At 54.1% G+C, this 14,112-nt stretch carries 12 protein-coding genes; 9 read left to right on the top strand and 3 right to left on the bottom strand.

What is annotated here, in order from left to right:
• The first annotated feature begins 44 nt into the window (after nucleotides 1-44).
• The 5 genes from OES20_07730 (at nucleotide 45) to OES20_07750 (ending at nucleotide 4,824) form a co-directional block, all read left to right on the top strand.
• Entirely contained in the window at nucleotides 45-1,088 is a 1,044-nt protein-coding gene (locus OES20_07730) for a formate dehydrogenase subunit gamma (protein ID MDH3634580.1), read from the top strand.
• A 250-nt stretch (nucleotides 1,089-1,338) separates the two neighbouring features.
• Nucleotides 1,339-2,364 carry a formate dehydrogenase subunit gamma gene (locus tag OES20_07735; protein MDH3634581.1) on the top strand — a complete coding sequence of 342 codons (1,026 nt, stop codon included), beginning with the start codon at nucleotides 1,339-1,341 and terminating at the stop codon, nucleotides 2,362-2,364.
• Nucleotides 2,361-3,002, top strand: coding sequence for a hypothetical protein (locus tag OES20_07740; protein ID MDH3634582.1), 642 nt, complete (start codon nucleotides 2,361-2,363; stop codon nucleotides 3,000-3,002). The genes OES20_07735 and OES20_07740 overlap by 4 nt, the downstream gene beginning before the upstream one ends.
• A gap of 12 nt (nucleotides 3,003-3,014) precedes the next feature.
• On the top strand, nucleotides 3,015-4,283 hold the full coding sequence (locus tag OES20_07745) for a (Fe-S)-binding protein (GenBank protein MDH3634583.1): 1,269 nt from the start codon (nucleotides 3,015-3,017) through the stop codon (nucleotides 4,281-4,283).
• Between the two features lie 226 nt (nucleotides 4,284-4,509).
• On the top strand, nucleotides 4,510-4,824 hold the full coding sequence (locus tag OES20_07750; GenBank protein MDH3634584.1) for a DUF3144 domain-containing protein: 315 nt from the start codon (nucleotides 4,510-4,512) through the stop codon (nucleotides 4,822-4,824).
• Here OES20_07750 and OES20_07755 read toward each other — a convergent pair.
• Nucleotides 4,808-5,908, bottom strand: coding sequence for an aminopeptidase (locus OES20_07755; GenBank protein MDH3634585.1), 1,101 nt, complete (start codon nucleotides 5,906-5,908; stop codon nucleotides 4,808-4,810). The genes OES20_07750 and OES20_07755 overlap by 17 nt on opposite strands.
• A 38-nt stretch (nucleotides 5,909-5,946) precedes the next feature.
• Here OES20_07755 and OES20_07760 point away from each other — a divergent pair, with 38 nt between their 5' ends.
• From OES20_07760 to OES20_07775, 4 genes are read left to right on the top strand one after another with little or no spacing between them, the layout of a single operon-like run.
• Nucleotides 5,947-7,077 (top strand): M14-type cytosolic carboxypeptidase, encoded by a 1,131-nt coding sequence (locus tag OES20_07760; protein MDH3634586.1) that lies wholly within the window; start codon nucleotides 5,947-5,949, stop codon nucleotides 7,075-7,077.
• Nucleotides 7,078-7,111: 34 nt separating this feature from the next.
• A complete protein-coding gene (locus OES20_07765) occupies nucleotides 7,112-8,506 on the top strand; it encodes a multicopper oxidase family protein (GenBank protein ID MDH3634587.1) in 1,395 nt (464 codons plus the stop codon).
• Between the two features lie 31 nt (nucleotides 8,507-8,537).
• On the top strand, nucleotides 8,538-9,446 hold the full coding sequence (locus tag OES20_07770) for an ABC transporter substrate-binding protein (GenBank protein MDH3634588.1): 909 nt from the start codon (nucleotides 8,538-8,540) through the stop codon (nucleotides 9,444-9,446).
• A complete protein-coding gene (locus OES20_07775; protein MDH3634589.1) occupies nucleotides 9,436-10,608 on the top strand; it encodes an aminotransferase class V-fold PLP-dependent enzyme in 1,173 nt (390 codons plus the stop codon). Before OES20_07770 ends, OES20_07775 begins: the two co-directional genes overlap by 11 nt.
• A 32-nt stretch (nucleotides 10,609-10,640) precedes the next feature.
• On the opposite strand, the gene OES20_07780 is transcribed toward OES20_07775, so the two are convergent.
• Nucleotides 10,641-11,027, bottom strand: coding sequence for a DUF302 domain-containing protein (locus OES20_07780; protein ID MDH3634590.1), 387 nt, complete (start codon nucleotides 11,025-11,027; stop codon nucleotides 10,641-10,643).
• A 283-nt stretch (nucleotides 11,028-11,310) separates the two neighbouring features.
• Nucleotides 11,311-13,944 (bottom strand): DUF1631 domain-containing protein, encoded by a 2,634-nt coding sequence (locus tag OES20_07785; protein ID MDH3634591.1) that lies wholly within the window; start codon nucleotides 13,942-13,944, stop codon nucleotides 11,311-11,313.
• Between the last annotated feature and the right edge of the window lie 168 nt (nucleotides 13,945-14,112).

Here is a 14,112-nt window from a genome sequence, read left to right on the forward strand (position 1 = left end):
ATGGATTTGGCAGCACAATGAAAACTGGGAAAAGGGTGAGAGTCGTGAGAATCCATACGTTGATAATGATGGTTTGCCTGGTGTTGTCCGTGTTCCAGGTGCAGGCTGCCGATCCTTCTGTCGATCCTCCTCCCCCACCTGAGAGTTTGCTATCCATTAATCCCGGTTCAGAGCTATGGCGCGAGGTGCGACAGCGTGATGGCGTTGTCGAGGGTATCAGCCAGGTCAAATCACCGGGTGCCAACGTGCTGGTCAACGTGTCGGGCCAATCCTGGCGCGAGTACCGGATGCAGGAACTGGTGCCGATAGCGGGTGCAGCGATTTTGATCGTGCTGGTCATAATCGCGATCTTCCGTTTGTTGCGCGGTCGCATCATGCTCGAGAACGGGCGTTCGGGCGTCAAGATTTTACGTTTTACGACGAGTCAGCGAGCCGCGCACTGGACTACGGCGATTCTTTTCGTGACGCTCGGCCTAACCGGGTTGATCCTGTTGCTGGGTCGCAAATTTCTAATCCCTCTGTTCGGTGCCGAGGGTTTCAGCAATATCGCCGTGGCGGCCAAATTCCTGCATGATTACCTTGGACCCGTCTTCATGTTGGCGCTGACCTGGCTGTTCGTGTTGTTTGTACGCGACAATATTCCATCTCCCAAACTCGACCTGCAGTGGTTGCTGAAAGGCGGTGGATTGTTCGGCAAACACGCCAGTGCCGGTCGCTATAATGCCGGCGAAAAACTCTGGTTCTGGCTGGCGACGATTGTTGGACTTGCGGTGATTATCAGTGGCATGGTGCTCGACTTTCCGATTTTTGGCCAGGCGCGTGCCACGATGGAGTTTTATCACTGGGTGCATAGCGTATCCGCGATAATTCTGATCGTGGTTTCGTTTGGTCATATCTATATGGGCACCGCGGCACTGGAAGCGACTTTTGAAGTCATGAAGACCGGCTACTGTGACGCTAACTGGGCCAAGGAACATCACGACCTGTGGTATGAAAAAGTCAAGGATTCAAATGAATCCGCGCCGCAGAGTCAGGCGCAAGCCAACACCGATACCGGGCAACGCGAATCTGCGGACTCCGCTTACTAGCTCAAGGCCGTCGCGGTCAGTAGTTGTCCTAGGTCAACTACTGCGTTGGTTAATATTGCATAAATTATGACCTGTTTTATTCTGCCGGGAGTCAAAACCGGTAGGATAAAGCTTGGTTAATTCCCGCTACATATACTCACCCGTTTCACCTACGCAACTGACAGCTATTATCCTGTTTGTGGTTGGCCTGTTTTTGACGCAAGTCTCCGTTGCAGCTGTACCGCAAAAACATGAAAATTTCCCGCAAGGAGTGCCAACAATAAACCCGGGTAGTGAACTGTGGCGCGAAATACGCCGGCGCGACGGCAGCGGCGAATTCAACGAAGTGAACCAGGGACTGCTGGTCAACGAACTGTTACGCGAAATGCGCAACAGCCAGCAGATACAGCAGGGAATCAGCCAGGTCGGACAGGTCGATAGCGGCGTGCTGATCAATGCCCAGGGCAAACGCTGGGCACTGTTTCGCATGACCACGCTGGCGGATTACAGTGCCATCGCGATTGCGGCCATCTTCGTCATCATCGTTCTGTTTTTCGTTATCCGTGGCAAGGTGTCTATCGAGGGCGGCCTGTCTGGTAACGTGGTCAAACGTTTTAGCGACTACGAGCGCGTCGTGCACTGGACACTGGCGATCGTATTCCTGTTTCTCGCCATTACCGGGTTGATACTGTTGCTGGGCCGCCCGCTGCTGATTCCGCTGTTTGGCAAGGATTTCTTTGCACTATTGGCCTCGGCTAGCAAGGAGGGGCACAACCTGTTTGGCCCACTGTTCCTGGTATCGCTGATCATGATGCTGATCAGTTTCGGGCGACGCAATATTTACGAAAAGGGCGATCTGACCTGGCTGCTCAAGGGCGGTGGCCTGATCGGTAAGGGTCACGTTTCGGGCGGATTTTTCAACATGGGCGAAAAAACCTGGTACTGGATGGTGATTTTGATAGGCCTCGTGATTTCGATCAGCGGTCTGATCCTGGTATCGCCCAATTTCGGGCAGGGCCGACTGATCATGGAGTTCACCCATATCCTGCATGTGGTCAGTGCGATGATATTAATCGTGGTCTCGATCGGCCATATGTATCTCGGCTCGATCGGCAGCGAAGGCGCGCTCGAGGGTATGAAATCCGGCTATGTGGATATCAACTGGGCAGCAGCACATCACGATCGCTGGGGAAAGCTTTGCCGCGAACAGGATTTAATCGTCTCGGCCGAGGAGTACGCGCGGCTGCAGGGACAAACCGGGAGTATATCTCAACCCGTGACGGAGCAGGGCAAATGATCGAATACCTCGTTGACGGACCGCTCTGGTATCTTTCCCTCGCGGTGTTTTGCACAGGCGTTGTCTGGAAGCTGGGCAGCATTATTTTTACAAGCCGTAAAACCGACCTTTCCGTGGCGCGCGACTCGGCGACGTCAGGCGCGGTCAGAACCGTGTTTAGCCGTTTCCTGCCGCACAGGGAAATTGCGGCCAGCATAAAAATGCAGGTCATCGCGGGATACATGTTTCACCTGGGCTTGTTCGCGTTATTGTTTTTCGCCGCGCCGCACGTCTTGTTTCTCGAGGAACATATTCTCGGTTTTGGCTGGACAGCGATGCCGCACTGGGCCTTTATCGTCTCCGCCCAGTTCGCCTTTCTCGGCCTGATCATGTTGTGGTTACGTCGGTTGGTGAACCCGGTCAGCCGGCTGATATCGACACTCGACGATCACGTCGCCGCAATCCTGACCTTCATCGTCATGCTGACCGGCTGTTTCGCGCTGCTCGAGGGCTCGCCTGCGCTGCGATTGCTACACCGTTTCACGGTCGAGCTTTGGCTGATTTATTTTCCGTTCAGCGCGTTAATGCACACCTTTACCTTCGTGCCAAGCCGCGCTTTTACCGGCGCCTGGTTCGGACGGCGCGGCATCGATGCCTAGGGGATTAATCGAATGAGCGAACGACTCGAACGTGGTCTCGAAACCCTGCGCAACGAAATTGACGGCAAGGTCAAATCCTTCTTTTCGAGCTGCGTACGCTGCGGCATTTGCGCCGAAGCCTGCCTGTTTTATACCGAGACCAACGATCCGCGCTATACCCCGATCTACAAAACTGAGCCCCTGCGCAAACTGTGGCAAAAGGAATACAGTTTCTGGGGCAAGCTCAGCAGCGCACTTGGTATCGGCAAACCCATGACCGAGGCGGATCTCGCCGACTGGGAGGAACTGGTCTATGACGGTTGCTCGATGTGCGGTCGCTGCAGCATGGTGTGCCCGGTCGGTGTCGATATTTCGATGGTCATCTTCAAGGTCAAGCATGGCCTCGCCAAGGCCGGCTTTTCACCCGAGGGCCTGGTCGGCGCGACACAGCGCGCGGTCGATATCGGCAGCCCAATGGGTATTACCATGAAAGCAGTCGCGGCGACAATCAAACACGTCGAGGCGAATACCGGCCTCAAGGTACCGTTGGACGTCGAAGGCGCCGATTATCTTGCATTGCTTTCGTCCAACGAAATCGCGCTCTATCCCGAGTATCTCGAGTCGATTACCAAGATCTTCGATCACGCCGGCGTCAGCTGGACCCTGTCGTCCGAGGCCTACGAGGCCACCAATTCAGGATTGCAGATTGGTAACAAGACGATCGCCGGGCAATTGGTACAGCGCGTCGTCGACGGCGCCGAGAAACTCAAGGTCAAAAACGTCATCAGCCCGGAGTGCGGCCACGCCTATACCGCGTTGCGCTGGGAGGGGCCGAATTTCATCGGCAAGGCCTATCCGTTTCGCGTCGTGCATATACTCGAATTGCTCGACGAGTTGCGCGCCGAGGGCCGGCTCGAGACTACTGGCATGGAACACGAACGTCTGACCTTCCACGACCCCTGTTCGATCGTGCGCCGTGGCGGCATCCAGGCACAACCGCGCAACCTGCTGCAACCACTGGCCGAGAACTTCGTCGAAATGACCGACCATGGTTCGATGAACTGGTGCTGCGGCGGCGGTGGCGGCGTCAGCAGTAACGAGCGCGCCGAGGAGTTGAAACTCACTGCTTTCAACAAGAAGAAATCGCAGATCGATGCGCTCAAGGTCGACGCGGTCGTGACCGCTTGCTCCAATTGTCGCATGGTCATGGAGGAAGGCGTAGAACACAACGAAATGGAAGTCGAGCTGCTGGGGCTGACCGAAATCATTGCCGAGCACCTGGTTGACAAACACGCCCACTAAAAAATTAACCAGTTCCGCCGCTATCTTCCGGCAATTGGAAAGATTTCTCGAAGGTGGGCGGAAAACATTTTTGACGGGCAAAAATGTATTCCACCCACTGTGACTAGCGAAGTTGCGTTTAGAGAATTGGGGTGACCTGTCATTTCAGTTAATGTGAGAATCTGAACGGCGTGTTAATTACGCTGTGGTATGATCGTCGGCATCTTGAATTTGACGAGACGATGCCATGGCTGACGAAACCATAACCGATGAAGAACTCGATGAAACCTACCGTCGTATGGTGGATTCATTTATCGATCGTGCCAACGAGCTTGCCGAAACCAATAGCCCGGAAAACGTCGGTATGGCACTGCTGTACGCGGCGTCTCGTTACAATGCTCATGTAGTCTCACATCATGCCCCGGTGCTCGAAGACTACGAGCGTGATATTCCCGGGGCACGCGAGTTTTTCCATGCCCAGTACCAGCAGATGCTCGATGAGAATCTCGAAGACTATAAGCTAACCTACACCAAGTACTCGAATTTCATCCGCAAGCAGTAACCTTCGCCAACCTTATCCCGGGACAAACCTGGTCCGAGAAATCGCCTCGCTGTTTCCAGGCTCCAAGGCAGCCATCACGGGCTGACTTGTCGAGTGCACCGAGCTTGTCCACGTAACAGAAGAACGCCGCAAAATCGAAGTCGTGTGCCTCGATCATGTTGATAAATGCCGGGACCTCGGAATTATAAGCGGCTACTGATCCGATCTTGGCATTGTTCAGGTCATCGGCAAACCAGCCTGTGAATCCCTTGTTGATTTCATACCTGCCGGCAATGCTGCCATGTGCATCTCGTGCATTGGCAAATACCTGCGCTTTGCGCTGGCGTTTTTCTGTATCGCTGAGGTCACTGGAATAGATATCTGTCAGCTCTTTACGGACGTCTTCGATGAGTTCAAATACCTCGCCGCGATAGCTTAGCCAGCGCGATATCTTGCCGAGGTCCTCGAACCGGTTCTGTGATTTTAACCAGAGTTCGGTGCCAACCTGTTGTATGGCGGTTGCAAGCGATTCGTTGAAAGTTGTGTCGTCATCGATATATATCTGCTGATGTGTGAGTTCGTGGAACAGTAATCCCGCGAGGCGGTAGTCGGGCCAGTTAATAAAACTGCTCAGCACCGGGTCATCGAACCAGCCCAGTGTCGAATAGGCCGAGACTCGGCCAATATGCACTTCCAGGCCTTCTGACATCAAGTCCTCGGCGTAGGTTAACAGGCGGTCCTCATCGTAGTAACCGCGGTAGCTGGCGCAACCGATGATCGGGTAACACCATTCGTAAAGCCGTGTCGAGAATTCCGGTGCGGCGAACAGGTTCTGGATCACGTAGGGCCTATCCAGCTCGACGTAACTGTCGTAACTGCCGTTTGAGGGTAGCTCGAGGCGTTCGATCGAAAAGCGCCTTATCTCCTGCACTAGCGCCAGACGCTCGCGCAAATCGGCTTCAAGCGAGTCATCTGCGAGCAACGTGTCGATGTCAACGCGTTGATTCATAACCGCCAGATGCCCCGTCGCACTATGCCAGTAATAGCCGAGGTCGGCGCAGCCGCTCAGTAATGACAGTAAAGCAATCGAAATTATCCAGCGCATACAGTATTCTCTCACACAGTACTTAACAGGGAAAAATCATGTTTGTTTCCAGCCAGTTCGACGGTGGCAATATCGAGTGCCTCGATGCTAGCGATCCCAGCAATATTCTGCTCGAGATACGTGCCGACAATCAGTCGGACTTTTACCAGTGGTTTTATTTTCGCGCGGCAAACGTCAAGGATCTCGAGTGCAGATACCTGATTACCAATGCGGCAGGCGCAGCCTACAAAAAGGGCTGGGAAGGGTACCAGGCCGTCGCCAGTTACGACCGCGAATTCTGGTTTCGCGTCGAAACCACTTACGATGGTGAAAACCTGGTCATTGAACATAACAGTAGCGAAGACCAGGTCTACTTTGCCTATTTTGCGCCCTACTCGATGGAGCGTCATGCGGACCTGCTTGCATTTGCGCATTCCAGCGAGCGCTGCCAGGCGGAGACGCTGGGGGTAACACTAGATGGCCAGGCTATGGATTGTCTGCGTTTTGGGGAGCCCGGGGAGGGACGAAAAAGTATCTGGATGGTGGCACGCCAGCATCCGGGTGAAACCATGGCTGAATGGTGGATGGAAGGCCTGGTCAATCGCCTGGTCGACCACAGTGATCCCGTTGTCAACACGATTCTCGACAAGGCGGTAATTTACCTGGTGCCAAATATGAATCCCGACGGAAGTCGGCGCGGGCATTTGCGTACCAACGCGGTGGGATCGAATTTGAATCGCGAATGGGACAACCCCACCCCGGACAAGAGCCCCGAGGTACTGTGCGTGCTCGAGAAGATCAGGCAAACTGGGCTCGATTTTGGTCTCGACGTGCATGGTGATGAGGCGCTGCCGTACAACTTTATAGCGGGCACCGAGGGCATTCCCGGTTGGAACCATGAACGCCAGCAGCAACTCGAACTGTTCAAGATGACGCTCGCGAACATTAACCCGGATTTCCAGGTCGAACACGGCTATCCGCCGAATTCGGCCGGCAACGCTAACATGACCTATTGCTCGAACTCGCTCGCGGAGCGCTTTGGTGCGCTGGTCATGACGCTGGAAATGCCGTTCAAGGATGCCACCGGAACCCCGGATCGTATCCAGGGATGGAGCCCGGAACGTTGTGGCCGTCTCGCGCATTCCTGCCTCGATGCCCTGCACCTGTGCTGGGACCAGGTGGTGAAATAATGTTCAATCCGAAATCGCACGGGGGATAAGAAGCTTGGTCAAGCGCAGAGATTTCCTCAAGGCAGGCGCCGCCGGGTTACTCGGTAGCGCCCTTGTCAAGTCGCCTGCAGCCCTGGCGACCCTTAAAAGCACGGCTTTTCAGCTAACCGCGTCTAACGGTAATTTTAAATTCGGTCCGGACCAGGTCATGGCAACACAAGTCATGTTTTATAACCAGTCGATACCCGGGCCGGTAATCCGTATCCCGCAGGGTCAGGAATCGACGATTCGGTTTAAAAATGCGCTCGACGAATCCAGCTCTGTTCATTGGCACGGGCTGCGCATCGATAACGCGATGGACGGGGTGCCCGGCATGACCCAGGAACCGGTGTTACCGGGCCAAACCTTCGATTACCGATTGACTCCCCCCGATGCCGGCAGCTACTGGTATCACACCCACCAGCGCTCCTGGGCACAACTGGCCCTGGGTCTGGCCGGGATCCTGATCGTCGAAGAAGCATCACCACCGCGGGTGGACCAGGATCTGGTTTTTGCTATCGATGACTGGCGCCTCGATGATCAAATGCAGATGGATATGCGCAGCCTGGGTGCGCTGCATGACTGGTCGCATCGCGGGCGTCTCGGCAATGTCATAACCGTGAACGGTGAAACCGAGAAGAGGTATAAAGTTGCCGCCGGTGAGCGTGTCCGTCTGCGATTGCTCAATATCGCAAATGCGCGCACCATGAATCTGTTATTCAACGAACCCGAACTCTCGGTTGTCGCGATTGATGGCCAACCGGTTAAACCCTTTGTTCCTGAATCGGGCAGAATTTTACTGGCGCCAGGCCAGCGCGCCGATTTGATCATCGACATGACTGCCGGTCCCGGCGAGCGTTCACTGATCGAGGTCGTTATTGGAGAGTACGCCTACGAAGTTGCGAGTTTCGAGTACGATCAGACCAGGAAGCGCGAGCACACCCTGGATACACCCATTGCACTGGCCGACAATCCGCTGCAGCAAACCCGGCTGCCGGATGAATTTATACGAGTGCCGTTGCTGATGGAAGGGGGTGCCATGGGCGGCATGCGTGGAGCAATGTTTCTGGGTAAGGAGATGGGGATTCGCGAGCTGATCGAGCACCGCAAAATATGGGCCATCAACGGCATCGTAGGGATGCCGGAAAAGCCACTCTTCAGTGTTAAACGCGGAACGGCAATTAGCCTTGATGTTAAAAACGAGAACAGCTGGCCGCATGCGATGCACATCCATGGACACCATTTCGTTCACGACAGGACGCCTGATTTCTGGCGCGATACCGCGCTGTTTTCACGCGGTGAGCAGGGGACGATGAAATTCGTCGCCGATAATCCAGGCAAATGGCTGATTCACTGCCACATGGTCGAGCACATGGCCGGCGGCATGGTAACCTGGTTCGAAGTGACGTAACGTCGAATTAATTCCCTGGAGATTTGCAACCATGTCGAAGATCAACATCCAGTTCACGCTGTTTTCCGCGTTTTACTCGCCCCTGATTGTGACGATGGCGGGAGGGTTTCTTAATCGGGAAGGTCTCGAGTACGAGTGGTCGGTGTCGCCACCCGGAGTGCCGGCGGTCGCCGCCATTATGGACGGGTCGGCACAGGTCGTGCAGTCGGCACCGAGCCAGGCCTTTAACGCGATAGCGCAGGGCGAGTCGGATTATCCGCTCCACTTTGCCCAGATCAATGAAATGGATGGATTCTTTATCAGCGGTCGCGAGGCGGATGCCGGGTTCTCATGGCACCAGCTCGAGGGCGCAGAAGTGGTCATGTTCGGTGGCGGTCAACCCAATGCGATGTTTCGCTACGCCTGCCATCGCGCCGGTATCGACTATGACAAAATTCGGGCGATTACGCCCGGCGGAGCGGATGAAATCGATCAGGCGTTTCGCGCTGGCGAAGGTCAGTATGTACAACAGCAGGGACCTTACCCGCAGCAACTCGAGGTTGAGGGTGTCGGCAGCATCGTCGCCCAGGTGGGCCCGCTGATTGGGCCCTGTGCCTTTTCGAGCCTGGCCGCTTCGCGCGAATGGCTGGGCACAGACGAAGCGAGCGCCTTTACCCGCGCCTATGCCAGTGCCCGGCAGTATCTGAATGAAACCCCGGCCAATGAAATCGCGGCTCTCGAGCAATCCTATTTCCCCGCTACCAGTCCCGCCGCCCTGGAGCAATGTATTTCCAGTTACCAGCAACTGGGGTGCTGGACACCGCATGTCGAAATAACAAAACCGGCATTCGCAGTCATACTCGATGTCTTTACCTATACCGGTGGTATATCTGAACGCTACCCTTACGAATCCGTCTGCGCCGTTCCACCTTCGGACCAGGGAATCACTCATGACCATTGATAAAAATTCGATCACGGCTGACCTGCTTTCCGATACAGGGTATTGCCACCTGGATAATGCAGGTGCCGCATTAATGCCGCGCTGCGTGCTGGAGACCCAGATCGCGCATCTTGAACTCGAAGCATCTGTCGGCGGTTACGAGGCAGAGCGGCGCAAGCATGATCAAATCGAGGCGGTTTATGATTCGGTCGCTCGTCTGATCAATTGTCATCGAGACGAGGTTGCGATCGTCGAAAATGCAACGGTCGGCTGGATGATGGCATTTTATGCGATTCCTTTTGAGGCGGGCGATCGCATCTTAACGGCCGAAGCCGAGTACGCATCGAACTACCTGGCTTATCTGCAGGTAACCAGGCAAAAGGGGGTCATTGTCGAAACCATTCCCTCCACCGTGGATGGCGAGATATGCGTCGAAACCCTGGAGAGTATGATTGACGAGCGGGTAAGACTGATATCGGTAACTCACGTACCGACCAACGGTGGTCTCGTCAATCCGGTCGAGGCAATCGGTCGGGTTGCGAAACAACATGATATTTTGTACCTCGTGGACGCCTGTCAGTCAGCCGGCCAGATGCCACTCGATGTCAGTGCGATAAACTGCGATTTTCTCAGTGCGACCGGACGCAAGTTTTTACGCGGACCGAGGGGTGTCGGATTTCTTTTTGTCAGTCGCCGCGTGCCGGAATCGCTGCACCCACCCGTGATCGATCTTTTTTCCGCGACCTGGATCGATGCAGATCACTATGAATTGCGCAAGGATGCAAGGCGCTTTGAAAACTGGGAAAGTAATTATGCTGCCAAGCTGGGCCTTGGCAGTGCGATTGATTATGCATTGAACATAGGCCTTGATAATATCGAAGCCGAAGTCACGCGCCTGGCAGACTTGTTGCGGAGCATGCTGGCCGAAATACCGGGCGTCAGCGTGCATGATATCGGCAAGCGGAAATGCGGGATCGTGACTTTTTCAGTCGATGGTGTCGCGGCTACCGATATCGAAAAGCGGCTTCGGGAAAATGGAGTCCAGGTCAGCGTGAGTTCTCCGGTTAGCACCCTGATTGACGCGACCCGCCGAAAGCTGCCTGACCTGGTGCGCAGCTCAGTGCATTACTACAACCGGGAAGCGGAGCTGGAAGCGCTGGTGAACGTTATCAAGTCGATCTAAAAACTCGGCAATGCCGTGGCAACGGGATTTGCCTAGATTTCCTGAACCACTTTGGCCAGCATATCGCGCACCTGGCCTGCAACGGCTTTCAGGTCATCGTTGTCGATCGCCTGCATCGAGGATACCGGATCGACTGCGCTGACCTGAACACCACCCTCGACCGCGCGCAGTATCACATTGCACGGAAGCATCGCCCCGATTTTTGGCTCCATGCCGATCGCCTGGTGTGCCATCGTTGGATTGCAGGCACCGAGAATGCGGTAGGATTCCATGTCAATATCAAGTTTTTTCTTCATTGTCGCTTTCACGTCGATTTCGGTGAGAACACCGAATCCGTGCGCTGCCAGGGCATTACGCGTCCTGGTATCGACGTCATCAAAATCTGAATTCTCGATGAGTCGGTCAATGGTGTAGCTCATGATAGCAATGCCTCCGTGGTTTTGGGCTCTGGATGTCTCGACACCCGGTAGACGAAAAATACGCTATCCGGGGTTGGTAATCCAGCTTCGCTGGACCGAATCTTTTTATGAGGGTAGAGGAAGATGTTATACGGCCGAAGGAGAGGCCGTTAGTCTGGAACAGAAATGTGCAGAAAAGGGCTTGCTGTCGCTTGACGCCAGAATTGCCCCCCAGAAACTGTGGGACTCCATGTGCGGGCAACGATTTTTCAACCCGCCGCGGAACGTTACTGGTAATAAACGCCTAGTGCTGCGTTTTCGTCATGATGGTGTGGATGGCCCGATCAAACACTGACGCTGATTCGATACATTTGACGCGTCCTTCCTTGAGTTCGATCGCAAAATTACTCATGTTCATGTTTCTGACCTTGTGACCCTGGCGATTGACGAAGACGAAGTTACCCGTGACATTGCTTTTCCAGGACAGGCGCGCGACCAGAACTTTAGATTGCGACTCGGTAAATTCCACCCAGTCGCCGATTTCCAGCGCCCCGGCCTGCTCCAGGAAGTCTTCACCCTCGTCTTCTGCTTCAAACAGTTCTTCGTCATCAGAAGCGAGCACAATTTCTTCGTCTATCGCGATCTCACCCATTTTGACACCAGCGGCAAACTGGTTGAGATCGTCAATGACATCGGTCGTGGAAGCCTCCGAGATAATGGTGATGGAATCATCATCAATCTCGTTCAGAACGACCTCGATTTCACCGGTTTCGTTGGCAGAGAACTCAAAATCCGGTGCTTCCGTGATATCGATACCCTGTGATTTGGCAAATGCGTCAGCGCCGCTGTCTTCAGGCCAGACGGTCTGATCGTCGACACGAGTTACAATGTTTTTCGACGTCTGCTTGACGATCTTGGCATGTTCCTGGGCCAGCATCTGGAATATCCGGTTCTGCACGTCTACCGGGATTTTAACCAGGTCCATTCCCTTTGAGAGCGCACGTAACAGTGCAGGAATGGTTTGTATAATCTTGACCCGTTCTTCCTCGGTATATTTAGGTATTAGCGACCAGACGAAACACGTCGAGATACGTTTCAGGTTTTTCCAGTGATTGGATGTTTCACCCAGGGACAAATATGCGTTGAACAGCACCGAGGTCCAGGTGGTTTCGAGAAAATCGATTACTTCAAAACTGATTTCCCGGTTATTGATAAGCTTGTGAACCAGTGCAGCCGCAGCATCCTGGGCTTGCTGAATTTGCAGATCCCTGTTCTCTTCCTGTAGTTGAATCTCCTTTTCGACTTTTTCAATCTTCTGGTCCTGGTCGGTAAGGAAATTTTCGAAGTTGATATAGGCTTCTTCGAAAACCGAGATATCTTCATCAAACTCGCTGATCAGGAAATTGACGATTTCCTCGGTTTTGTCGATGAGCGGCTGTTCGTCGGTATGACCTTCGCTCCAGCCCAGTGACGCGCGTGAAATGCTGTCGAGCAATTTTCGTGCAGGGTGTTTTTTCTGGTTGAAAAAATCCTTGTCGATAATAGCGACCTTGAGCATTGGAATCTGCAGGCGGCCGATCAAAACCTTGATCGGATCAGGCAGCGCCTCATCGTCAAAAAAGAAATCAAACAGCATCGAGACCACATCGATGGTCTGGCCGTCAGTTGCATTAACCTGGTGCTGATTTTGCTGTTTGAAATCGACCAGTTGCTGGTGACTTTGTGCTTTGAGACTTTGCGGATCGATCGAGGCCAGCGGTTGGCTTGGAATGCTTGCGGCCTGCAGGCTGTTCAGCGCGGCGACAAAACTACCGCCCTGGGAACTGGGTGCAACGGCACCGCCTCCCGCGACGCCACCGCCACCGGCAACTCCGCCGCCACCCACAACTCCGCCGCCACCGGCAACTCCACCGCCACCGGCAACTCCGCCGCCACCGGCAACTCCACCGCCACCGGCAACTCCGCCGCCACCGGCAACTCCACCGCCACCGGTAACTCCGCCGCCACCGGCAACTCCGCCGCCACCCGCAACTCCACCGCCACCGGGTACACCACCGGCGCCCGCTACGCCTCCGGCACCTGCAATTCCGGCACCGGGTACGGCGGCTACCGCCTGCTGTAACGCCGAAAACAGGTTGCCGTCGGCTACCTGAACGCCTGCAACTCCACCGGCACTCGCACCGGATGCGGGAGTCAACAAGACCGGCCCACCGGCGCCAGGTTCTCCTTTATTCTTGATACGGTTCGCCATGTAACGGCTGGTCTGTTTCATCCTTTCCTGGTCGGGTTTGAAACCGGGCAGCACACCTTTCTTGACGAACAGTTCGTTTAATTCCTTGTAGAAATGACCCAGGTTATTCATCACGTATTTATCGAACAGCTTGTAGAAGATCAGCTTCGACTGGATATCGGTTTCGAGCAACTGGGATGCCTTGTCAAAACTTTCACAGATTGCCTTGGGATCGAGGGGATTATCGTCATCGTTTATTTCCTTGCGTTTCAGGACTAGTTTCAGACGTTCGCTTATTGCGAATAACTCATCCTCGAAGCGCGGGCGCGCCTTCGAAATCATGTTTTCGATTGCTATGTTGTCTTCGAGGTCGTCGAGCTCGACAAGAGTCAATTCCTCTTCGTCATCCTCTTCGTTGTTGTCAGATTTTCCTGTGATGAAAGTATTAAAGCATTGCTGCATTTCGTAGGTGAAATGTTTTTTGATGCCGTCACGTTTCAACCTGATCTCGCGCATCGCCTCCATATACATGTTGCGCTCACGGTCATTTTTAACCTTGTCCGATAATTCAAACATGGCGTCGTCAACATTCTCCATCAGCACGCGGATCAGGTCACTGAGTCCGTCCAGAGAGAAACGCTTAACCGAGTTATACACCGGATTTTTCCCGCCCTTGGCGTTAACGACTTCGAGTTTTGGTGCCAGCATTTTTTACCTGCATTCCCCGCCAATCTGCCTTGACTCCGATCAAATCACGCTCCCGGGAGATATAAAGATGACGTTAAGAAATTATTAGTGATAGTGTGATGTAATTCGCGTGTTAATAAGGTGTGGATAAAAGCATAGTTGTTATTGGTAACCTCATATGACCATTCA

Source organism: Gammaproteobacteria bacterium, assembly GCA_029862005.1.
Lineage (GTDB): Bacteria > Pseudomonadota > Gammaproteobacteria.